The 21,338-nt window shown below is 67.8% G+C and carries 19 protein-coding genes and 1 pseudogene; 11 read left to right on the top strand and 9 right to left on the bottom strand.

What is annotated here, in order from left to right:
• Positions 1-48: 48 nt before the first annotated feature.
• Both AC1REM_RS00730 and AC1REM_RS00735 read left to right on the top strand, forming a co-directional pair.
• On the top strand, positions 49-558 hold the full coding sequence (locus tag AC1REM_RS00730; RefSeq protein WP_492512853.1) for a hypothetical protein: 510 nt from the start codon (positions 49-51) through the stop codon (positions 556-558).
• 26 nt (positions 559-584) lie between these two features.
• Positions 585-1,694, top strand: a complete 1,110-nt coding sequence (locus tag AC1REM_RS00735) for a fatty acid desaturase family protein (RefSeq protein ID WP_492512854.1) — start codon at positions 585-587, stop codon at positions 1,692-1,694.
• A gap of 14 nt (positions 1,695-1,708) precedes the next feature.
• On the opposite strand, the gene AC1REM_RS00740 is transcribed toward AC1REM_RS00735, so the two are convergent.
• From AC1REM_RS00740 to AC1REM_RS00750, 3 genes and pseudogenes are all read right to left on the bottom strand, one after another.
• The gene (locus AC1REM_RS00740) at positions 1,709-2,719 is read right to left on the bottom strand and encodes a diacylglycerol/lipid kinase family protein (RefSeq protein WP_492512855.1); all 1,011 of its coding nucleotides are present in this window, start codon (positions 2,717-2,719) and stop codon (positions 1,709-1,711) included.
• A gap of 250 nt (positions 2,720-2,969) precedes the next feature.
• Positions 2,970-4,454, bottom strand: coding sequence for a hypothetical protein (locus tag AC1REM_RS00745; RefSeq protein ID WP_492512856.1), 1,485 nt, complete (start codon positions 4,452-4,454; stop codon positions 2,970-2,972).
• A pseudogene (locus AC1REM_RS00750) lies at positions 4,451-5,020 on the bottom strand (ABC transporter ATP-binding protein); the annotation flags it as partial. The pseudogene AC1REM_RS00750 and the gene AC1REM_RS00745, both read right to left, overlap by 4 nt.
• A 124-nt stretch (positions 5,021-5,144) precedes the next feature.
• Here AC1REM_RS00750 and AC1REM_RS00755 point away from each other — a divergent pair.
• Positions 5,145-5,375 (top strand): hypothetical protein, encoded by a 231-nt coding sequence (locus AC1REM_RS00755; RefSeq protein ID WP_492512857.1) that lies wholly within the window; start codon positions 5,145-5,147, stop codon positions 5,373-5,375.
• Here the strand turns inward: AC1REM_RS00755 and AC1REM_RS00760 are convergent.
• Together AC1REM_RS00760 and AC1REM_RS00765 are read right to left on the bottom strand one after the other, a co-directional pair.
• A complete protein-coding gene (locus AC1REM_RS00760; RefSeq protein WP_492512858.1) occupies positions 5,372-6,001 on the bottom strand; it encodes a histidine phosphatase family protein in 630 nt (209 codons plus the stop codon). The genes AC1REM_RS00755 and AC1REM_RS00760 overlap by 4 nt on opposite strands.
• Positions 6,002-6,005: 4 nt before the next feature.
• A complete protein-coding gene (locus tag AC1REM_RS00765) occupies positions 6,006-6,887 on the bottom strand; it encodes an aminoglycoside phosphotransferase family protein (protein ID WP_492512859.1) in 882 nt (293 codons plus the stop codon).
• Between the two features lie 240 nt (positions 6,888-7,127).
• On the opposite strand from AC1REM_RS00765, the gene AC1REM_RS00770 reads away from it, so the two are divergent.
• Both AC1REM_RS00770 and hrpB read left to right on the top strand, forming a co-directional pair.
• Entirely contained in the window at positions 7,128-7,556 is a 429-nt protein-coding gene (locus AC1REM_RS00770) for a MarR family winged helix-turn-helix transcriptional regulator (protein ID WP_492512860.1), read from the top strand.
• A 71-nt stretch (positions 7,557-7,627) separates the two neighbouring features.
• The gene (gene hrpB / locus AC1REM_RS00775; RefSeq protein ID WP_492514458.1) at positions 7,628-10,183 is read left to right on the top strand and encodes an ATP-dependent helicase HrpB; all 2,556 of its coding nucleotides are present in this window, start codon (positions 7,628-7,630) and stop codon (positions 10,181-10,183) included.
• Between the two features lie 3 nt (positions 10,184-10,186).
• Here hrpB and AC1REM_RS00780 read toward each other — a convergent pair whose 3' ends face one another.
• The 4 genes from AC1REM_RS00780 to AC1REM_RS00795 all read right to left on the bottom strand — a co-directional run bounded on the left by AC1REM_RS00780 (position 10,187) and on the right by AC1REM_RS00795 (position 13,931).
• Complete coding sequence (locus AC1REM_RS00780; RefSeq protein WP_204938154.1) at positions 10,187-10,921, bottom strand: ABC transporter permease; 735 nt, start codon at positions 10,919-10,921, stop codon at positions 10,187-10,189.
• Positions 10,918-11,700, bottom strand: coding sequence for an ABC transporter ATP-binding protein (locus AC1REM_RS00785; protein WP_492512861.1), 783 nt, complete (start codon positions 11,698-11,700; stop codon positions 10,918-10,920). The genes AC1REM_RS00780 and AC1REM_RS00785 overlap by 4 nt, the downstream gene beginning before the upstream one ends.
• A gap of 118 nt (positions 11,701-11,818) precedes the next feature.
• Positions 11,819-13,312, bottom strand: a complete 1,494-nt coding sequence (locus AC1REM_RS00790) for an L-serine ammonia-lyase, iron-sulfur-dependent, subunit alpha (RefSeq protein ID WP_492512862.1) — start codon at positions 13,310-13,312, stop codon at positions 11,819-11,821.
• Between the two features lie 61 nt (positions 13,313-13,373).
• Entirely contained in the window at positions 13,374-13,931 is a 558-nt protein-coding gene (locus tag AC1REM_RS00795) for a flavin reductase family protein (RefSeq protein ID WP_492512863.1), read from the bottom strand.
• 186 nt (positions 13,932-14,117) lie between these two features.
• Between AC1REM_RS00795 and AC1REM_RS00800 the strand changes: the two genes are divergently transcribed.
• The 6 genes from AC1REM_RS00800 to AC1REM_RS00825 are packed head-to-tail and all read left to right on the top strand — an operon-like array spanning position 14,118 to position 21,330.
• Complete coding sequence (locus AC1REM_RS00800; protein ID WP_492512864.1) at positions 14,118-15,023, top strand: aldo/keto reductase; 906 nt, start codon at positions 14,118-14,120, stop codon at positions 15,021-15,023.
• Positions 15,024-15,057: 34 nt separating this feature from the next.
• Entirely contained in the window at positions 15,058-16,677 is a 1,620-nt protein-coding gene (locus tag AC1REM_RS00805; protein ID WP_492512865.1) for an ABC transporter substrate-binding protein, read from the top strand.
• A gap of 19 nt (positions 16,678-16,696) precedes the next feature.
• Positions 16,697-17,728, top strand: a complete 1,032-nt coding sequence (locus tag AC1REM_RS00810) for an ABC transporter permease (protein WP_492512866.1) — start codon at positions 16,697-16,699, stop codon at positions 17,726-17,728.
• Positions 17,722-18,588 carry an ABC transporter permease gene (locus AC1REM_RS00815; RefSeq protein WP_492512867.1) on the top strand — a complete coding sequence of 289 codons (867 nt, stop codon included), beginning with the start codon at positions 17,722-17,724 and terminating at the stop codon, positions 18,586-18,588. Before AC1REM_RS00810 ends, AC1REM_RS00815 begins: the two co-directional genes overlap by 7 nt.
• A complete protein-coding gene (locus AC1REM_RS00820) occupies positions 18,585-20,309 on the top strand; it encodes a dipeptide ABC transporter ATP-binding protein (protein ID WP_492512868.1) in 1,725 nt (574 codons plus the stop codon). The genes AC1REM_RS00815 and AC1REM_RS00820 overlap by 4 nt, the downstream gene beginning before the upstream one ends.
• Positions 20,296-21,330 (top strand): LLM class flavin-dependent oxidoreductase, encoded by a 1,035-nt coding sequence (locus AC1REM_RS00825; RefSeq protein ID WP_492512869.1) that lies wholly within the window; start codon positions 20,296-20,298, stop codon positions 21,328-21,330. Before AC1REM_RS00820 ends, AC1REM_RS00825 begins: the two co-directional genes overlap by 14 nt.
• Positions 21,331-21,338 lie beyond the last annotated feature (8 nt).

Here is a 21,338-nt window from a genome sequence, read left to right on the forward strand (position 1 = left end):
GAGCTCGAACCTGTGAGCGCTCCCAGCGATGGGGCGTACCGTCGGTTCATGAACGCACAATTGAAGATCGCAGGGCAGAGCCCTGAACCGCTGGGGCTGGGTTCCGTCCTCGTCGGCTCGCTTCCCGCGACGCTGATGACGGAAGACGCCCCCGACCGCTACACCGTGGAAGCGGTGTTCACGCGCAAAGCCGATCGCGACGAAGTCGCCGCGATCCAAGGAAACGCAGTGCGCGCGCACCTGTCCGCGAAGGGATACTCGACCGTCGAGCTGCACGTCGCAGACCGACGACTCGAGATCGCGAACACCAACCTGGAAGAGCTGCGTGATGGGCTGGCGGCAGTCATCGCCGACGAACTCTCCGAGATCAGCGCCGCCATCCAGTCCCGGCGTGAGATCACCGCCCATCGATTCTTTGATGCCTCGGTACGGGAGCAGACCCGCGTGGCCGCGGTCGCTGAACTGGCTGATGCGGTCTCGTTCGTTCGGTCTCCGCAGTCCGACGACGATGCGCGAATCGAAGACTGGGTCGAAGAAGGAGGCGCCGTCCGCACCTAGGGCGACGCCTCAGAGACGAGGTCATCATGGACGGCATCCGTTCTACCGTCCACGCCCGCCCCCGCGACGCGGTGTCCCGTGGGTCGAGCACCTTCACAGAGCTGGCTCAGCTGGTCCGCGAGAGGGGACTGCTGCGCCGAAGGTATGGCTACTACTGGGCGAAACTTGTCGGCGCGCCGCTTGTTCTCGCGACCTGCCTTCTCGCTTTCATCTGGATCGGAGACACATGGTGGCAGCTCTTCACCGCCGTGGTGCTCGCGATCATCTTCACGCAGATCGCGTTCCTCGGACATGATGCTGCCCACCGTCAGATCTTCGTCTCGGGCAGGTGGAACGATTGGATCAGCCTGATCCTCGGCGACCTGCTCGTCGGTATGAGCTACGGCTGGTGGCGCCACAAGCACACCCGCCATCACGCGAATCCGAACAAGCTCGGAGCAGATCCCGATATCGAGCTACCCGTTATCGCTGTCACCGCCGAGACTGCCGCGAAGCACCACGGCATACTCGTGTCCTGGCTGCGGGCGCACCAAGGCGTTCTATTCTTCCCGATCCTCTTCTTCGAGGGGATCTCGCTGCACGCGTCGAGCGTGCGCCGGGTGTTCGCTCGAGGTCGCCTCGAACGACGTTGGGTCGAGCTCACGTTCCTGACCATACGCATGATCGGCTATCTGCTGCTCGTGTTCGTCGTGCTCTCTCCCGGGATCGCATTCGTGTTCCTCGGCGTGCAACTCGGGCTGTTCGGCTTCTACATGGGTGTGGCGTTCGCGCCGAACCACAAGGGGATGCCGATCGTTCCGCGAGAGCTGACGCTGGATTTCCTTCGCCGCCAGGTGATGATGAGCCGCAACATCCGAGGCAATAGGGTGCTCGACATTGCGATGGGCGGGTTGAACTATCAGATCGAACACCATCTCTTCCCATCGATGCCGCGCCCGCACCTGCGACGCGCGGCGCCCATGATCGCCGCGTACTGCCGTGCACAAGGGGTGCCGTACACACAGGTCGGACTCTTCGCCTCCTATGCAATCGTGATCCGCTACATCAATCGCGTCGGGCTGGGCGAGCGAGATGTGTTCACCTGCCCGCTCGCCGATCAACGCAGCCACATCGGTGCACTCACGACGTCGCGGTGACGGAAGGGATGGCCTTACACCGCAGGCTCACTCTCTTTCGGCTCACTCGTCGCGCGCGTGACCTGTCCTCCGGCAGCCCCGCTGCCGATCAGCAGCGCGCCCGATAGCACGCGGATCCGAGCACGCAGGACCAAGCCGAAGCTGTCACCGTCGAGTTCGATCATGTGTGGGGTCTCGAACCGAGCCTCGAAGCGCTCAGCCTGTGCGTAGGCGAGCGTATGCAGCTGGGGAGCCCGATGTAGCATCCGCCGACTGAGTGCCGAGGTGCGGGCGATGCCCTGCAAGGTGAGACGGGTGCCGATCTGCGCCCACCCGAAACGACGGCGAGGACGCATCATCACGACGTCCAGTTTTCCGTCGTCGATCGTGGCCTCGGGAATCAGCAGCATGTTGCCGGTCAGGGTTCCACAGTTTCCGACGATGATCGTGTGGGCGCCGGTCGAGCGTACGGGCTCTTCGTCGATCCGATAGTCGAGTCTGAAGTTCCTGTGCCGAAGGATCGACCTCGCGATGGGGCCGACGTATGCGAGCCAGCCGAGGTGCTTCTTCGCGAAAGTGCTCGTGTACGCCGCCATCTCGGCGTCGAGGCCGATACCGGCCATGACCATGAATGCGTGGGTGCGGCGATCGCCGGCCCCGTCATCCAAGTCGATGACGCCGACATCGATCCTGCGAAACGGGCCAGAGAAGGCAGCCTCGACGCACGCGTCGATGTCATTGAGGGGGATGCTCAGGTTGCGCGCCAGGAGGTTGCCGGTACCCGACGGGATGAGCGCGAGGGGCGTGCGCGTCGAACGCAGAACTTCGGCGACTGCCCGAACAGTCCCGTCGCCGCCTGCCACAGCCACGACCGCCGCGCCACCGTCGAGCGCTTCCCGCGCGGCGCTGACGCCGGAGTCGCGTTCTCGCGTCGGATACCAGCGCGTGACCGCCCACCCGTGGCGTGCCTCCGCCGCCTCGAACGCCGAGCGAAGGCCATCGGGGGAGGTTCGGTGAGGGTTGTAGACGACAGCCGCATGCCGCACGGAGATCAGCTTTCCTGCGGCGACCCGTCGATGTGTCTGGCTGCCGTGCGTTTGCGAGTCGCCGCAGACGGAGCGTACGCGTGCCAGTGGCTCGCGACGTCTTCAGCCCAGCTGGCTTCTTGCTTCTCCGAGACGCCCCCGTCCGGGGCGACCTCGTTCTCTTTCGAACTCATCTTCGAACACTACGCGCCGAAGATGTGAGACTGCCCCGGAACCGGGCAGCTCCTGCCCACGCGCACCGAGAGCGCCCCTAGCGGCGCCGCTGCCAGCGCATCGCCGCGGTCCCGACGATCGCGACGGCAATGCCGACGACGAAGAGCGGCATGCTGAACAGGCTCGCGACCGCCGCACCGAGAAGCGCGGCGAGCACGATGGCATCGAGCGCCCAGACCAGGCGCACGGCCGCCATCGGGTCGCCCATCGGCGTGGGCATCGGTGCGAGAAGAACCGTCGGCAGCGGTCCCTTGATCGCGCTGTTGACACGGATGCCGAGCGCGAAGAGTGCGAGGAGCAGCGCACGGAGTACCGCCGACCCCGGAGGCACCGCCATAAGAAGTGCGGCGACGCCGATGACAGCGAGCAACACCGCGACCGCGACCACGAGCGGAAACAGCAGGTGGTAGGCGACGAGTGCCCTGTCGCTGACACCGTACGGTGAGAAGTCCGCGGCCATGCTCGCGGCGTGCCGGAGCCCATCGGTGAGCGGCCCGAGACCTCCGAAAGCGATCACGCCCGCGGTCGCGCCCACCAGCCAGGCGGGTGCTCCCGGTGTGAGAGCGAGCGCCAGCAGCATCCCGGATGCCGCGAGCGCGGTCACCCCGATGGCAAGGCGCCCAGGAGTGCGCGCCGCGCCGATCGCGTCGCGGAAGAAGAAGGTCGCCAAGAGAGTGCGACCCGGCCGCACCGCCCGCCACAGACGACCGATCCGCGGATGCGGCTGATACATCGTCACGGCCGATGCGAAGTCCATTCCGGTGGCGTGGGTGAGCAGCGCATCCCATCGCACGGACTGCGCCATGAGCGTGGCGTAGCGGAGGCGGTTCAGCAGCGGGGGCGCCCCGGCCAGCAGCACGGCAGTGAGCGCCGCCAGGGCTGCGATCATCGGCGCCCGCATCTGGGTCGGATAGCCCACCCACGCCCACGGCAGGACGACCTGCAGCGCGGGCGTCGCGAAGGTCACGAACGCCAGGATCAGGATGCTGAGCGCTGCCGCTCCGGCAGCTCGAGGGAAGGCCTGCCCGATGAGCCAGAGCACACCCGTCACTGCACCCACGAGCGCCCCACCCACCCCGAACAGCGCGACGTCGAGAACGCTCACGATGCCGTGCTGGGCGAGACTGGCCCCGACCGTCACCGCGACCGTCGTCGTCACCGTCGCGATGAGCGCTGTCGCGCGCAGCATCGGGCGCAGAAAGATGTCCGTTCCCCGCAGATCACTCATCGCGAGGGTGTGCGTCAGGAACGGTGCGAGCAGCGCCGGCCCCCGCACGCGCCCGACGAGCAGCGCGCCCGCCCAGAGGACCGCGACGGTCAGGGAGGCGACGCCGGGCGCTGACTCGTCCGCGAAAAGGGCTACTCCTGCGGGACTCGTAGCGCTCACCCACACGGCGCGTGCCACGGGAACGACGGCCACCAGCGCGACCATGAATGCCATGTACACGGCGAACGCCCGATCGCGCCCGGCACTGTTGCGCGCATTCCAGATCTCAAGGGCGGCGAGCGCTCGGCCGTTCATGCCGCTCGCTTCAGCACGACGGTCTGGTCGGCCAGGGCGTCTGCGAGCACAGCGCTGTGCGTGGCGATGACGAGCGTTGCTCCCGCGTCGCGTCGTGCGCGCAGCACCTCGATCACAGCGTCGACATGCTCAGGGTCGAGCCGCTGCTCGGGCTCGTCGAGGATCAGCACGTCGAACGGCCGGGCGAGCACGAGTGCCAGGCCGAACAGCTGCGTCTGCCCGGAAGAGAGCTCATGCGGGTAACGCTCGCCGAGCCACTCGATTCCGAGTTCCGCGATCACGCCATCCGCGAGCTCAGCGGCAGCAACACCATCATCGGCCCATGTCGTCGCGACAAGCAGCACATGATCGCGCACCGTGAGATCGACCGCCATCGGAGGGAGGCCGATCATCGTGGAGACGCGGCGTCGCAGCACCCGATCGCCTTCACCGACGACGGTGTCGGCGATCCGCGCGGAACCACTCGTCGGTGTGCGCGCGCCCGCGAGGACGCGCAGCAGCGTTGATTTGCCGGCACCGTTGCTGCCGCGAACGATCAACGCCTCACCTCGGGAGACATCCAGGGAGACAGGGTCGAGCAGCGCCACCCCACCCGAGACCACGCCTACCTGCTCGATCTGGATCATTCGTCCATCCTTTCAGGGAAGGCCGTCGAGAGACAGGCCGCGGTGCATCTGGAATCATGAACGCATGGTTCTGCTCTTCCGCATCGTCGTCGACGGCGAGACTTTCGACGTCGACAAGGACGGCGGCGCCAACCATCTCACCTGGGTCAGCGGCCCCAACGCCGGATACGGATTCACGCTCGGTCGCTCCGACGGCGCATCGCTCACCGAGGACGAGGCTCGCAACGAGATCCGAGGCTTCCTCGCCTCAATCGACCCGGAGACGGGATATGTCGCGGAGGACGGGGTCCTCTAGAACTCGCTGTTGCCGAGCGAGACGAGCGTACGGTTGTGGAAGAGGTCGTCCTCTTCCAGGATCGTCACGCTGCCCGGCGGAAGGCGGAACGCGGCGTGAGCGCAGGCCTCGACGGGGATGCCCATCCAGGCGGCGATGACCCAGTTCGCGGTTCCTCCGTGCGTGACGATGATCCGGGTGTCGGCATCATGCGCCTCCCACCGGGCGACGGCGGCGTAGGCGCGTTCGATCGCCTGCCGCTTCGTCTCGCCTCCCTCGATGCCCTCGTCGTGATCGAGTCGCTCGCCGCGCGCGGGCGGAAAGATGAAGCGCTCGTCGAGCCACGCCTGTGGGCGTCCGCCGGCCACACCGTAGGACTTCTCGCGCAGATCGGCATCGAGAACGGGCTCGACTCCGAGGGCTTCGCCGATGGATGCTGCCGTCTGCGCCGTCCGCCGCAGGTCAGACGAGATCAGCAGCGGCGTGGTGTCGGCGGGGATCGCATCGCGCAGGAACGCGCCGATCTTCTCCGCCTGGGCGATGCCGCGCGCCGTCAGGGTCGAGTCGTACCATCCGCCGACCAGTCCCTCGACGTGATGGGTGGACTCTGGATGAGTGACGACATAGACGCGCTGCACCCGATCCATCCTGTCAGGAGCACGCGCCGGCGATATCGCTCAGCACGGCATCGCGTGAGCGCCCGTACTTGGTGAGCACTTCTTCGGGGGAACTGATCAGGGCTTTCCAGAGCGCCCATGCAGCTCCTCGCAGCCATGCATCCTCCGGCAGTTCCAGCCGGGCGCGCAGTCGGTCACGTTCGTGAGAACTGCAACTCAACCATGCGAAGGCCAGGTCACAGGCGGGATCCCCGATGCACGTCTGTCCGAAGTCGATGAGCGCCTCTAGATGACCGCTGCTGCCGAACAGCATGTTGCCTGGCGCGATATCGCCATGGACCCACACCGGCGGCTCGGTCCACACCGTGGCCACGGCCGCGTCCCAGAGCGCCCGACATCCCTCAGCCTGGCCTCTGGGCAGGACGGGGAGCCCGACCTGCACCTCCTCGCCGACCGCGCTGACGTGACATCCGCGGTACGCAGACGCGCGTCCCGCCCATGGGCCTCCAGCGGCATCACAGGCCTGCAACTCCCTCAGCGCGTCACCCACGCTGCTGATGGCGCTCTCGCGGTCGCGCGGTTCAACCGCGGTCAACGCGTGCCCCTCAATCCACTCGCGAATCGACCAAGGCCGGTTGAATGCCATCGAAGGGGCCCCGGCCGCCACCACCCGGGGGATCGCGATGCGAAAGCGGGAGTCGAGGATCGCGAGGGTCTGCTCCTCCCGGACGAGGCCTGCGACGTAGCCGTCAGCACTCGGGAGACGGATCGACATCCGGTCACCAAGCCGGAAGGTGCGGTTGTCCCACCCCTGCTCGTCCACCGGCCGGATCGGCAGTGCAGACCACTGGGGAAACTGCTCCGATACCAGAGAGCGAACCAACGAAGAGCTGATCTCTTCGGGAACTGCGGCCATCGCGCCAGCCTAGAGGACGACGCGGCGAGCACTCCGAGATTCACGGAACACCCGAAGCGGCAAACTCGCCGTGATCAAACCTTTACATTCGTTACCGCGCCGTTATATGGTGAGTGCACGGTGAATGTTTGCTGTGGCATTCACCCGATGTGATTGCAGGACACTCTTGGTGCAAGGGACAAGGGCCGATCGGTTGCCTCTCCGATCGGCCCTCACCTTTGCCCGCACTAGTCTGTGAGGATGACCGATCGCAAGCTCGCCCAAGCAGCATGGGAGAGTCTGTTTCGCGCCCAGCACAAACTGTTCGCTGAGTTCCTCTCCGACTTCGAGGGCGCCGAGATCACCCAGGCCGAATACGACGTCCTTCTGACCGTGACTCGGTCCCCCGCCCAGACCACACGCCTGCGCGACATCACGCTCAACATGCTGATCAGCCAGCCCAGCGTCTCGCGCCTCATCGATCGGATGGTCGCCCGCGACTTCATCATCAAGCGCGCCGATCCCGACGACGGACGCGGCGCGCTGATCACAGCGACGGATGCCGGCGTGCGAGCGTTCCGCGCGGTGGCCACGGTGCACGGACGCTCGATCGCCGAGCGCATGGCGACACTCGACGATGAAGAGCTCGGGGCGCTCCTCGCGCTCACGGAGAAGCTGCGCCGCGGCTGACCCCGCCCGAGGCCGAATCCACGATGCCCGCATCAACGACTCGGGCTCCTGCACGGCAAACTGATCAGGTGATGGATGCTGCATTCGATCTGGGCGTGATCGGCGCAGGGCTGTCGTTCGCGACTGCTCTCGATGAGCTCTCTGCGACGCTGAACGCGCATTCGGCGGTCGTCATCAGCGCCCCACCGGGTACCGGCAAGACCACACTCGTACCTCCCCTGCTCGCAAACCGCACCTCGGGGCGCATCATCGTGACGCAACCGCGCCGCGTCGCCGCCCGGGCCGCGGCCCGCCGCCTCGCCGAACTCGATGGCACCCCGCTCGGTTCCCGCATCGGCTTCACTGTCCGCGGCGAGCGCGCCACCAGCCCCGACACGCGTGTGGAGTTTGTGACGGCAGGCGTGCTGTTGCGACGGATGCTGCACGACCCGGGCCTCGACGGCGTCGATGGCGTCATCATCGACGAGGTGCACGAGCGCGCCCTGGAGACCGACCTGCTGATCGGCCTCCTCGGCGAGGTGCGCGCACTGCGCGATGACCTCGTCCTTGTCGCCATGTCTGCCACGCTCGACGCAGAGCGCATCGCTGCAGTCATCGGCACAGAGACGGAGCCCGCTCCCCTCGTCGACCATCAGATTCCCGCTTTTCCGCTCACGGAGCGCTGGGCCCCGCCGCCGGCGAACCGCCTCGATGCTCGCGGAGTCACGGGCGCGTTCCTCGATCATGTCGCGCACACGGCCGCATCCGCCGCTCGCGACCTGACTCGCCACGACGGAACATCCGATGTGCTCGTGTTCGCTCCGGGCGCGCGCGAGGTCGCAGAGATCGCCCGCCGGCTTCGCGATCGCGCCCCGGGATTCGACGTTCGAGAGTTGCACGGGCAGCTTCCTGCGGCGACGCAGGATGCGGTGATCCGCGGACGGACATCCGCGCAGCCGCCCCGCATCATCGTCACGACATCACTCGCGGAGTCCTCGTTGACGGTGCCCGGCGTGCGTGTCGTCGTCGACAGCTGCCTCGCTCGCGTCCCCCAGCGCGACGCGGGCCGCGGCATGACCGGGCTGGTCACCTCCGCCGCATCCCGTTCCTCCTGCGTCCAACGCGCCGGGCGCGCCACACGCCAGGGAGCGGGCACGGTGATCCGCTGCATAGATGAGCGCGGGTATGCGGCTGCTCCCGCCCGCCCCGCGCCCGAGATCGCCACAACGGATCTGGCGGATGCCGCGCTGCTGTTGGCCTGTTGGGGTGCCCCAGGAGGCGCTGGCCTCCGGCTGATCGATCCACTCCCCGCCGACAATCTGACCGATGCCCTTGCAGTGCTGCGCGGACTGGGGGCGATTGACGACCACGGCCGCGCCACGGCCGAGGGGCGCGCCCTCGCACGCATCCCGACCGATCCGCGTCTGGCCCGCGCCCTGCTCAGCGGTGGCGCACTGGTCGGCACCCGACTCGCCGCAGAAGTGGTCGCTCTCCTGAGCGGTGATCAGCGCATCGCCGACGCCGATGTTGCCGCTGCCGTGCGGGGGCTGCGCAACGGTCAGGGGCCGGACGCGCGGCGGCGGGCGCGCGACGCCGAGCGCCTGGAACGTCTGGCTCACGAGGGCACAGCGCGCGGCACGCTCGATGACGTCGGACTGGTGATCGCGTTGGCGTTCCCCGAACGAATCGCCCGCCGCGTGGAACGTTCCTCAGACGGCGCCACGTTCCTGCTGGCATCCGGTACCCGTGCCGGGCTGCGTGGGGTGCTCGCGGATGCCGAATGGCTCGCGGTCGCCGATGTCACCCGTGCCACGGGACGCGCGGCTTCGGACTCCGGGGCGGTGATCCGCGCGGCCGCGATACTCTCCGAATCGCAGCTCGAGCAGGCGGCCGGCCCGCTTCTCACCGACAGGGTCGAGGTGACGTTCGTCGACGGTCGCGTGCGGGCACGGCGCGAACGGCGGGTCGGTGCGATCGTGCGTTCATCGGCTCCGGTCACGGCGAACGCCGAGGAAAGCCGCGATGCGGTGCGCCGCGGAATCGAACGCGACGGGCTGGACCTCTTCACATGGTCGGATGCCGCCGACGGCCTCCGTCGCCGGCTGGCGCTGCTGCACCGCGAGAAAGGCCTCCCCTGGCCAGATGTGTCGGATGCGGCACTGCGGGGTTCGCTCGACGTGTGGCTCGCACCCGAGCTCGACGCACTCGCGGGCGGAACGCCGGCGGGTCGACTCGACATGATGCCCGCCCTGCAGCGACTTCTCCCGTGGCCGGCCGCCGTGAACCTCGAGGCCCTCGCCCCGGAGCGACTGGAGGTCCCCAGTGGTGGCAGGATTCGCATCTCCTATCCTCCGCACGACGATCCGACCGCGCGCCCTGTCGTCGCAGTGAAACTGCAGGAGTGCTTCGGCTGGGCCGAAACCCCCCGACTCGTCGACGGCCGCGTCCCCGTGCTGTTTCACCTGCTGTCACCTGCCGGGCGCCCGCTCGCCATCACCGACGACCTCGCTTCGTTCTGGTCGGGCCCCTATGCGCAGGTGCGCGCTGAAATGCGCGGGCGCTACCCCAAGCATCCGTGGCCGGAAGACCCGTGGGCTGCCGCCCCCACCCGCCACACGAAGGCGCGCACGGCCCGCGAACAGGGATAGGCCCTACGGTGTACGCCGCCGCAGGGTGAGCGGCGCCAGCACGAGGAATCCGACCGCGAACGCCGCGACGATCAGCAGGGGGCCACCGACGTCCCACCCTTGATCGCCCGCCGCGACGGCCTGGATCGCATCGATCGCGTGGCTCAGTGGCAACCAGTCGGAGATCGCCGACAGCACATCCGGCATCTGGTCGCGCGGCATGAACAGCCCGCCGAGGATGATCTGCGGGAAGACGAGCACCGGCATGAACTGCACCGCCTGGAACTCCGTCTGCGCGAACGCGCTCGCCAGCAGCCCGAGGGCTGTGCCGAGCACCGCATCCACAACGGCCACCGCGCCCAGCTGCCACAGCGGTCCGTCGACCGTCAGTCCGCAGACGTACACGGCGAAGGCGACCGTCACGATCGCCTGCACGACGGCCATAGCGGCGAACGCGAGCGCATAGCCCAGGATGAAATCCGCCTTGCCGAGCGGGGTCGTCATGAGCCGCTCGAGCGTGCCCGATCGACGTTCACGCAGCGTCGTGATCGAGGTCACCAGGAACATCACGATGAACGGGAACAGCGCCAGAATCGCCCCGCCGAACTGGTCGAACACACCCTCCTGATCTGTGAACAGCCAGGCGAACAGCCCGACCAGAAGGCTCGGCGCGATCACCATCAGAGCGATCGAGCGCGGATCGCGCCGCAGTTGCAGGAGCACCCGTCCAGCGGTCGCGAGCGTGCATCGGATGTTCATCTCGCCCCCTCCCGCCGTGAGCGCCGCGTCTCCGCGCGGTCGGGCGGAGGAGGTGCGGATGCTGCGCCTTCGCGCTCGATCATCACCAGGAAGGCCTGCTCGGCATCTGCTCTTCCGGTCGAGGCGAGCAGGTCCGCGGGCGTCGTGTCGGCGATGATCCGCCCCTCGCGCATGAGCAGCAGTCGGTCGCACCGCAGAGCCTCATCCATGACGTGGCTGGAGACGAGCATCGTGGTTCCGGTTTCGGCGATGCTGCGAAACAGCGTCCACAGCTCCGCACGCAGCACCGGATCGAGGCCCACCGTGGGCTCATCGAGGACGATGAGTTCCGGCGTGCCGAGAAGGGCGATCCCCAGCGAGACCCGGTTCACCTGTCCGCCGCTGAGGTCGCGAACGACGCGGTTAGCCTCGGCGCGCAGACCCACCCGGTTCAGCACCCGCTCGACGTCGCCGCGCGGCGCCCCGAGCACCCCCGCAAAGTAGTGCAGGTTCTCCCGCACACTGAGGTCCGTGTAGACCGCAGCACCCTGCGTGCCGTACGCGACACGATGCCGCAGCGACGCCGATCCGGCAGGCTCGCCCAGCACGGTCACGGTGCCGCCCGCTGTCTTCTGCACGCCGACGATCGCGCGCATGAGCGTCGTCTTGCCGCATCCGGATGGGCCGAGCAGACCGATGACCTGCCCACGGGGGATGTCCAGATCCACCCCGTCGAAAACGCGCGTCCTGCCGCGTTGCACCTGCAACCCACGAACTGCGACCGCCGCATCCGTCGTCATGGGCTGATTGTGCTCCGCTGCGCGGACGCCGTCAACAGCCTCGCCACGTGTTCAAGGAGCGATGTTCACCCTGTTCTCGGCGAGAAGGGAGTGAACATCGCTCCTCGAACGGGGAGGATCAGCACTCGATGACGTTGACCGCCAAGCCGCCCTCGCTGGTCTCCTTGTACTTCGTCGACATGTCCAGGCCGGTCTGGCGCATTGTCTCGACCACGGCGTCGAGCGACACGTAGTGGCTGCCGTCGCCGCGCAACGCGAGACGAGCCGCCGTCACCGCGGTCGACGCCGCGATCGCGTTCCGCTCGATGCACGGGATCTGCACGAGCCCGCCGATCGGGTCGCACGTCAGGCCGAGGTGGTGCTCCATAGCGATCTCGGCGGCGTTCTCGATCTGCCGGTTCGTGCCACCCATCACGGCCGTCAGACCGCCCGCGGCCATGGCGCACGCAGATCCGACCTCGGCCTGGCATCCGCCCTCAGCTCCGGAGATCGAGGCATTCGCTTTGAACAGCGACCCCAGCGCGGTCGCGGTGAGCAGAAAGCGGCGGATGCCCCGACGGCGGTTCGCCTCAGCGACCTCGGCGTCACTCAGCGCCGCATCCGCTCCGTCAGCGCGGTCACCGGTGAAGCCGAGCAGCGCACTGCCGACCAGTTCGCCGTAGGGGGTGACGGCGTTGCCGACGCCGAGTCCGGAGTCCGCAAGGAAGCGCCACCAGTACATCGCGACCGCGGGAAGGATGCCCGCGGCCCCGTTCGTCGGCGCCGTGACGACCCGTCCACCGGCAGCGTTCTCCTCGTTGACGGCGAGGGCGAAAGCGCCCAGCCACTCCCCCGGGAGCTCCCTGCCGCCCTCGGCTTCAGACGCGTCGAGTTGCGCGCGGATCGCCGATGCGCGTCGCTTCACCTGCAGGATCCCGGGCAGCGTGCCATCGGTCGCCAGCCCCGCCTCGACGCACGACGCCATCGCGTCCCAGATCGCGTCGAGCCCCGCCGCGACCTCATCTTCGCTGCGTCGCGAGACCTCGTTGAGCCGCGCGAGCTCCGCGATCGTCAGCCCGTGCTCGTCGCAGAGTTCGAGGAGTCCCGCCGCGTCACGATACGCGTAGGGGTAGGTGTGCCCGCCGAGCTGCTGATCCTCGCCATCGCGGCGGATGAAGCCACCGCCGACCGAGTAGTAGGTCTCCTCCGCACGCACAGCGCCCTTGCCGTCGCGTGCGATGAGCGTCATCGCATTCGGATGCCCCGGCAGGCGCGTGCGCGCCTCGAAGGCGATGTCCGCCTTCGCGAACGGCACGGGGTGCTTCCCATCCAGAAGAAGAGGCGTGCCCTCAGCCCAGTCCACCCAGGCTCGACGCACATCATCCGGGGCGCAGGTCTCGGGCGCGAGCCCTTGCAGGCCAGCGACGACCGCATCGGGTGTGCCGTGGCCGAGCCCCGTCGCGCCGAGTGAGCCGTAGAGCACACACGACACGTTCTCGATCTCGTCGAGCACACCTGCAACCCGAAGCTGCGCCGCGAACTGCTGCGCCGCCCGCATCGGCCCGACCGTATGGGAACTCGAAGGCCCCACTCCGATGGAGAAGAGGTCAAAGGCCGAGACGTACGCTGTCACACCCACCAGCCTACGCCCGAGATCCTCCCCAGGTTCCGAGACGAGCGTGCGCCCTCCGCGGTCAGCGGAGCACGGATTGCGTGCTGAGGCGGTGCCACGCCCGATCGTGGTAGACCAGCGCATCGCCGTCACCGGTTCCGGTACGGCGAGAGACATGATGCTGCAGCGCCCGGGCCGCGATCACGCTCGAACCGCCCACATGCATCCGATCGACGATGACGCAGCGCAACCACGCCCTGGCCCCCGGAAACACCGGCTCACCGGTCGCAAGCCGCGTCCAAATGGATGTATCCGCGAAGCGGTTGATCCCGCTCGTCACTCCCAAACGTGCGAGGCCGATGTCCTGCTCGTCCAGCAGATGCACGACGACCGTGCGCGCGACCGCGATCGCCGGGCTCGCGGAAGACGCAGCCGACAGCGAGAACGAGAGAACCGGCGGGTCGACACTCACCGATGCCAGCGAGCTGACGGTGAGCGCGACGGGCCCGCTCCCAGAGTCGGCGGCGATCAGCGCGATGCCGCCGGGGTGCCTGCGAAAGATCGACCGGAAGTCGTCGGCACCGACTGAAGAAACGATGCTGGGCGCCGGAGTGCGCTCGTCAAGCGGAGTGGTGATCATGCCCAGCACGATAGGCGTGGACGGGCGCCATGGTGTGCGGATGCCCCGTTCTGTGTCGTCCCGCGCTCTCTCATGACGCTCGATGACGCCCATGTGAACGCACATGTCAGACCGCATCGCCGACAGGTTGTCCCGTGCCCAGAGCGCCTCTCATGCTGTGGGAACCACTCACCCCTGGAAGACACAATGACTATTCCGTCACACCCCACGCTCCTCGATACAGCCGCTCGCGTCACGCTCGCAGGGCGCTCCGTCGCGCGTCTCGGCTTCGGCGCTCTTCATCTCGCCGGTCCGGGAGGCTGGGGTGCTCCTGCCGATCGCCGCACGGCGATCGAACTCGCCCGCGGGGCCGTCGAATCCGGCATCGACTACATCGACACCGCCGACAGTCTCGGGCCGGATGTCAGCGAAGCAGTGCTCGCCGAGGCGTTGTGGCCGTATCCTCACGGACTTCTGATCGCGACGAAGGCCGGCATGCTCCGCACCGGCGCACGCGAATGGCGCGTGCTCGGGCATCCCGACTACCTGCGCCAGCAGGCCCACGCGTCGGCACGACGGCTGCGTCTGGAGACCATCCCGCTCTTCTATCTCCACCGCATCGACCCGGCCTATCCCTTGGAAGATCAGCTCGGCGCACTCGCGACGTTGCAGACAGAGGGAGTCATCGAGCACATCGGACTGAGCGCCGTGACGCTCGAGCAGTATCGCGCAGCGCAGACCATCGTCTCGATCGCGGCCGTCCAGAACCACTACAACGTGGTTAGTCGGCGTTCCTCCGACCTCCTCGACGCGGCGACCGCCGACGGCATCCCGTTCGTGGCCTTCTGGGGCCTCGGGCACGGGCGCGATCTGCTCGACGACACGGCGATTCGCGCCTTCGCAGACGAGGCCGGCATCCCTCCAGCGACGCTGCTTCTCGCGTGGATCCTGCACAGCTCGCCGTCCGCCCTGCCTCTTGTGGGAACGAGCAGCCTCGTCCATCTCCGCAGCAATCTCGACGTGCTCCGCACCGAAATCTCCGCCGACCTGCTCGCCCGCATCGATGTATGGGCCGCAGGTCGCGCTCCCGTCCCGCCATTCCCGACGCTCTGACCCACCCGACACCACACAGCCCTTGGAGACCCCGATGAATCGACGACTCGCGCTGGCCGCCGCCCTACCGGCGGTGCTGCTGCTCACCTCCTGCGCAGGAGCCCCCGCCGGCGGATCCACCACGTCCGAACCCTCCCGCTTCGTCTACCTCAGCGACCTCGAACCCGTCTGCTTCGACACCGGCGCGTACAAGAACCTCGCCAACTACACCGTGATCCGCCAGATCATCGACCCCCTCGTCCGCCAGGACACTGAAGGCGCGTTCTCGCCTGGCCTGGCGACCGCGTGGGAGTCGAGCGAAGACGGGACGGTGTGGACATTCACTCTGCGTGATGACGTCACCTTCCACGACGGCGAAGAGCTGACCGCGGACGCCGTGCAGGCCAGCTTCGCGCGGTTCGTCGCTGAGGGCAGCACGCTCTCTGCTCCCCGCTGGTACGGCTCGTCACGGGCGATCGACCCGCTGACATGGGAGCTCACGCTCACGGGGCCCACCGCCAACATCCTGCAGCAGCTCTCCAATCCCGACTACCCGGTGCTCTCGCTCGGGTCGCTGGAAAAGTACGATGATGGCGACCGCTGCGCAGACCCGCTCGCCCTCGTCGGCACCGGACCATTCATCCCCGCCGAGTACGACCAGGGCGCGAAGCTCGTTCTGGAGCGCAACGAGGACTATGAGTGGGGCCCGGAGTTCGCCGCCCACACGGGTCCGGCTCTCCTCCGCGAGGTTGAGATCCAGTTCGTCCCCGAAGCCCAGGTGCGCATCGGCTCGCTCACGAGTGGTGCGGCCGACGCGATCGCCAGTCTCCCCCCTTTGAACGCGGATGCCGTCGAGAGCGCTGGCTTCGTTCTCGCGAGCGCTCCCGCTGCAGGCGTGCCGTTCGTCGCACCTCTCAACACGACCGACGGCCCGACCTCCGACGTGCGCGTGCGGGAGGCGCTGCGCGCCGCCATCGACTGGGATGGCCTCGTCGACACGGTCTACAAGGGGCGCTACGACCGCGCCTGGACGCCGCTCGCTCCGAGCACCGCGCCGGCCGGTGCGTACGCCGAAGATGTCGAGGGGAGCTTTGACTTCGACCAGACACGTGCCGCGAAACTCCTTGCCGAGGCCGGTTACACCGCGAAGGATGCCGAGGGCTATCTGACGAAGGACGGCCAGCGCCTGGTGCTGCGCTGGGTCAGCGACGCGAGCGATATCCGCGATCAGCGCGACATCGTCGCCGAGGCCGTACAGGCTCAGGCACGCGAGGCGGGCATCCAGATCACGATCGAGCAGCTCGATACGACGGCATACCTCGACCGCGTGGCAGCGAGCGACTACGAGATCGTCGCCGAGTCGTGGGGACAGTCGGATGCCGCGGTGTTCGGCTCCGCGACGAACCCGAAGGGCATCGCCCCGAACGGCATCAACTACTCCCGCTACGGCGATGAGGAGATCGCCGCGTGGAATGCCGAGGCATCGTCGTCTTCCGATCCCGAGCGTCGGGCCGAACTGTATCGGCTGATCCAGCATCGTGTGAACGAACAGGTGTCGATCATCCCCATCTACATCCAGTCGTTCCTCGTCGCCTCGAAGGACACCGTGAACGGCATCGCCTTCGACCCTGTGGGCTACCCGACGGCGTTCTACGACGTCCAGGTCGCCGGCTGACGCCGAGGGGAGCACAGGGATGACCGACACGTTGATCGACACCGCGCCGCCGGCTCCACGGCCACTCGCCGCGCGGTCGGCCGGAAGGCCCTCGGCCGCCGCGCTGGCGCTGCGTTTCGCCCGTGCACGCGCGATCGACATCGTGTTGGTCATGCTCGCCGCAGCGACGCTGAGCTTCTTGACGCTGCGTCTGATGCCCGGCGACCCGGTCGATACGCTGCTGCGGGGCACGTTCGAGATCACCCCCGAGATGCGGCAGTCCGTCGCCGCCGCGTACGGGTTGGATGAGCCCGTCTGGGCACAGTACTTCCGGCATCTCGGCGGGCTGCTCGTCGGCGATCTCGGCGTGAGCTATCAACAGCGCAAGCCTGTCGCGGAGATCATCGCGGCCGCGCTTCCCCCCACAGCGGCGCTGACCGCGGCCGCTATGGTCCTCGCGATCGCCTTCGCCCTCGTCGGGGCTCTGGTCACGGCGGGACGCGGACGCATCGGGCGTGGGCTCGCCCAGTCGGTCGAGCTGATCGCGATCGCCGTGCCGTCTTTCTGGATCGGCCTGATCCTGTTGAGCGTCTTCGCCTTTCACATTCCCCTGTTTCCGACGACGGGTGCCGACGGCCTGTCGTCGCTCGTGCTCCCGGCACTCACACTGTCGCTCCCCCTTGCCGGGGTCCTCGGGCAGATCCTGCGTGAGCGCCTTGACGAGACACTGGAGCAACCGCACACACTGACGGCCCGCACGCGGGGTGCGAGCGAGGCGCGCCTTCGGCTGCGCCATGGCCTGCGACACTCGGCGATCCCCGCGCTGACCGTATCGGGCGCGATCGTCGGATCTCTTCTCGTCGGGACCACCGTGATCGAGACCCTGTTCTCCCGGCCCGGGATCGGTCGGGTGCTGCTCAACGCGGTCATGTCGAAAGACGCGCCAGTGATCATGGGTGTCGTCGTGTTCTCGGCGGTCGTCTTCCTCATCGTGAACACGATCGTCGATCTGCTCGCCCTTCTCATCGACCCCCGCACACGCGCCCGCGAAGAGGTGAGTAGCGCATGGTGACGCTCGATGCGGCCCTGCCCAGACTTCGTCAGCGAACCATCCGGTTCGAGGTGCCACCGGGAGTGATCGTGGCCGCAGTAGTCCTCGCGACCCTGATCGTCATGGCGCTGACCCCCGGCATCTTCACGCGCGTGGACCCGCTGCTGGCGAACGCGGCTGCAACGTTCCTGGCGCCCAGCGCGGAGCATCCGTTCGGCACCGACCAGCTGGGACGCGACCAGTTTGCTCGGGTGGTCCACGGTGCCAGCCTCAGCCTCGGGATCGGCTTCGGCGCAACGGCGATCGGACTCAGCGCCGGCCTGTTCATCGGACTGATCGCGGCGCTCGCCCGCGGATGGGTCGACCGTGCTGTCTCTCGGACCATCGATGTGCTCTATGCATTCCCCGAGATGCTCCTCGCAATCATCTCCGTCGCCATCCTCGGCACGGGCTTCTCCACGCTCCTCATCGCGATCGGCATCGGGTCGATCCCCAGTTATGCGCGGGTGCTCCGCGCGCAGGCGCTTCAGGTCCGCGGATCCTCATACATCGAAGCCGCGATCGGGCTCGGCCAGCGGCCCGTCCGGATCGCATGGCGCCATGTCCTTCCGAACTCGATCGGGCCCGCGCTCGTGCTCGCCACGATCGGCGTCGGAACCGCGATCATCTTCGGATCGGCGCTCAGCTTCGTCGGGCTCGGCGCCCAACCGCCGACGCCCGAATGGGGACTCATGCTCGCGGACAGCCGCAACTACCTCACGCTGGCACCCTGGCTCGCACTGTGGCCCGGCGTCTTCCTGGCCGCGACCGTGATCTCGGTGACCGTCATCGGCCGATGGCTTCAGCGCCGCTTCCTCAGCTCGATCGGAGATGCCCGATGACCGACACACTCGCGCGGCCGCATGTCGACAACAGGTCGCATCCCGTCCTCTCTCTGAGTCCGGCCCCGCCTCTGCTCAGCGTCCGCGACCTTCGCGTGACGTTCGGCCGCGGCGCAGCATCGATCACAGCCGTGCGCGGCGTCTCCTTCAACGTGCACCAGGGAGAAGCTGTCGCCATCGTCGGCGAGTCCGGATCAGGCAAGAGCGTGACAGCGCGCACGCTTCTCGGCGTCGCGGGGAGAGATGCGGTCATCGAAGCCGAACGGATGGACTGGCGCGGCACGGACCTGCGCCACCTCACCGCACGGGAGTGGCGCGGTATCCGCGGCCGACGTATCGCCCTCGTGCTGCAGGACGCGCTCAGCTCACTCGATCCACTTCGCCGTGTGGGCGCAGAAGTTGCCGAGCCGCTCGAGATCCACCGTCTTCTGGATCGACGCGAACAGAAGCTTCGCGTCCGTGGCCTCCTGGCAGACGTCGGCGTCCCTGATCCCGCTCTGCGCGCACGACAGTATCCGCACGAGCTCTCGGGCGGCCTGCGTCAGCGGGCGCTGATCGCGTCCGCACTCGCGGCGACGCCGGAGCTCATCATCGCCGACGAGCCGACCACGGCACTGGATGTGACCGTCCAGGCACAGATTCTCACTCTGCTCGCTGCACTCAAGTCGCGCGGAACCTCGCTTCTCCTCATCAGCCACGACCTGGCCGTGGTGGCACAGATCGCTGACCGAGTGGTGGTGATGCGCGACGGCATCGTGCTCGAGCAGGGCCCGACGACGAGAGTTCTGTCAGATCCGCAGCACGCATACACTCGTCAGCTACTGGATGCTGTGCCCGGCCCCGACTCGCGGGGAAGGCGTCTCACACCCCAGCGATCCTCGACGCCGCACCCTCCACACGACCACGAGGCATCGCCGGTCGTCCTGCACGCGGAAGACGTGCGCAAGTCCTTCCGCGCTCCCGGGGGAACGGAGACGACAGCACTCGATGGCGTGACGTTCGCTCTCCGTCGCTCGGAGATCCTCGGCGTCGTCGGTGAATCAGGATCGGGCAAGTCGACTGCCGGTCGCGTGCTCCTCGGCCTCACCGCGCCCGATTCCGGTCATGTCTCCTTCTTCGGCGAGCCGTGGACGGGCATCCCAGAGCGACAACGTCGCGCACGCAGACCCCGCATCCAGCACATCTCGCAGGATCCGCTCGCGTCCTTCGACCCTCGACAACGGACGAGCGCCATCCTGGCTGAGGCACTCGCACGCATCGGCGTCTCGCGCGCCGATCGTCCTGCAGAGATCAGCAGGCTTCTGGCAGCAGTCGATCTTCCCCCCGAGACGGCGACGCGTCGACCGTCGTCGCTCTCGGGTGGGCAACGGCAGCGCGTCGCAATCGCGCGTGCGCTGGCGACCCGCCCCGAGGTGATCGTCTGCGACGAGGCCGTGTCCGCCCTCGACGTCTCGGTGCAGGCGCAGATCCTCGACCTGCTCGCGGACCTGCGCGACCGCACCGGCGTCGCGCTTCTGTTCATCTCGCACGACCTCGGCGTCGTCCACCACATTGCCGACCGCGTTCTCGTCATGAAGGACGGACGCGTCGTCGAGCACGGCGATGTGCAGGAGATCTTCACAGCTCCGCAGCATCCCTACACGCAGCAGCTCCTCGCCTCGCTGCCGACCCTTCCCGCACGCATCAGCTCCTCCGAAAGGACATCCCATGCCCAGGATTGACCTGTTCTACTACGGCGACACGTCCCCCGGCCAGTCGGCCGTCCAGCTCTACCGCGACATCGAGGAGCAGGTCGTTCTCGGAGATCAGCTCGGTTACAACGGAGTATGGGTCACCGAGCATCACCTCGACATGCGCGGAGAGATCCCCGACCCACTGCTGATGCTCGCCCGGCTCAGCGGTGTCACACGCAGCATCCGGCTGGGAACGGCAATCGTCTGCGCGCCGTTCTACCACCCGATCCGCCTGGCTGAATCCGCGCTGCTGCTCGACGCGATCTCGGGTGGGCGACTTGACCTGGGTGTCGGATCCGGCGTCGGCGATGAGCGCTTCCTCTCTGTGTGGGGAGTGTCGCGCGCGGAATCCTCTGCGCGCGCGGCCGAGGTGTTCGAGATCCTCCGTCAGGCGATCGACATCGGCACCGTGAACTTCGAGGGCGAGCACTACCGCTTCGCCGATGTGGTGGTCTCGCCGCCTGCCGGCCGTCCTGCTCGTGAGCTGATCTGGACGGCGGCCGGACGCAACGCGATCCCGCTGGCAGCGGAACACGGATACCGCCTGATGATCCCCCGCCCCCTCCCGCTGGAAGAGCGTCTCCGGTTCAACAGCGAGTACCGATCCGTGACCGGAATCTCCGGCGAGGTGATCCACCTGCGCAGTGGTCTCGTGGCTCCCACCCGCGATCACGCTCGTCGCGACGCCGTCGAGTTCCTGCGTGAGTATGCCCGCATCTATCTGAAGCTCGACTGGACGGGCGGGCCGGACAGCGCGCAGTTCGACGAGATCGCCGAGCGACTGAGCTTCGCGATCGGCACCCCCGGAGACGTCGCCCAGAAGATCTGGGACTGGACCGACCAGTTCGACGGCACCGAGCAGACGGCGATCCAGTTCCAGGGCCCCGGTGTCACCCACGCGCACGTTCTTCGCGCGATCGAGCTGTTCGCCGACGAGCTGCCTGGCCTTCAGGGCAGCGACACGACCCCGGGCTCCGCCCCCGCCGCACACCTGGCCGCCTCGGCCTGAGAGGAATC

It is taken from the genome of Microbacterium sp. GW823-FHT02G05, from assembly GCF_058797175.1.

Bases quoted from the DNA above. Each gene is read 5' to 3' on its own strand.
- AC1REM_RS00815 (WP_492512867.1), top strand. From the start codon at position 17,722: ATGGTGACGCTCGATGCGGCCCTGCCCAGACTTCGTCAGCGAACCATC.
- AC1REM_RS00760 (WP_492512858.1), bottom strand. From the start codon at position 6,001: ATGGATCGGGTGCAGCGCGTCTATGTCGTCACTCATCCAGAGTCCACC.
- AC1REM_RS00745 (WP_492512856.1), bottom strand. From the start codon at position 4,454: ATGAACGGCCGAGCGCTCGCCGCCCTTGAGATCTGGAATGCGCGCAAC.
- AC1REM_RS00785 (WP_492512861.1), bottom strand. From the start codon at position 11,700: ATGACGACGGATGCGGCGGTCGCAGTTCGTGGGTTGCAGGTGCAACGC.
- hrpB (WP_492514458.1), top strand. From the start codon at position 7,628: ATGGATGCTGCATTCGATCTGGGCGTGATCGGCGCAGGGCTGTCGTTC.
- AC1REM_RS00765 (WP_492512859.1), bottom strand. From the start codon at position 6,887: ATGGCCGCAGTTCCCGAAGAGATCAGCTCTTCGTTGGTTCGCTCTCTG.
- AC1REM_RS00805 (WP_492512865.1), top strand. From the start codon at position 15,058: ATGAATCGACGACTCGCGCTGGCCGCCGCCCTACCGGCGGTGCTGCTG.
- AC1REM_RS00780 (WP_204938154.1), bottom strand. From the start codon at position 10,921: ATGAACATCCGATGCACGCTCGCGACCGCTGGACGGGTGCTCCTGCAA.
- AC1REM_RS00800 (WP_492512864.1), top strand. From the start codon at position 14,118: ATGACTATTCCGTCACACCCCACGCTCCTCGATACAGCCGCTCGCGTC.
- AC1REM_RS00755 (WP_492512857.1), top strand. From the start codon at position 5,145: ATGGTTCTGCTCTTCCGCATCGTCGTCGACGGCGAGACTTTCGACGTC.
- AC1REM_RS00810 (WP_492512866.1), top strand. From the start codon at position 16,697: ATGACCGACACGTTGATCGACACCGCGCCGCCGGCTCCACGGCCACTC.
- AC1REM_RS00735 (WP_492512854.1), top strand. From the start codon at position 585: ATGGACGGCATCCGTTCTACCGTCCACGCCCGCCCCCGCGACGCGGTG.
- AC1REM_RS00730 (WP_492512853.1), top strand. From the start codon at position 49: ATGAACGCACAATTGAAGATCGCAGGGCAGAGCCCTGAACCGCTGGGG.
- AC1REM_RS00825 (WP_492512869.1), top strand. From the start codon at position 20,296: ATGCCCAGGATTGACCTGTTCTACTACGGCGACACGTCCCCCGGCCAG.
- AC1REM_RS00795 (WP_492512863.1), bottom strand. From the start codon at position 13,931: ATGATCACCACTCCGCTTGACGAGCGCACTCCGGCGCCCAGCATCGTT.
- AC1REM_RS00770 (WP_492512860.1), top strand. From the start codon at position 7,128: ATGACCGATCGCAAGCTCGCCCAAGCAGCATGGGAGAGTCTGTTTCGC.
- AC1REM_RS00820 (WP_492512868.1), top strand. From the start codon at position 18,585: ATGACCGACACACTCGCGCGGCCGCATGTCGACAACAGGTCGCATCCC.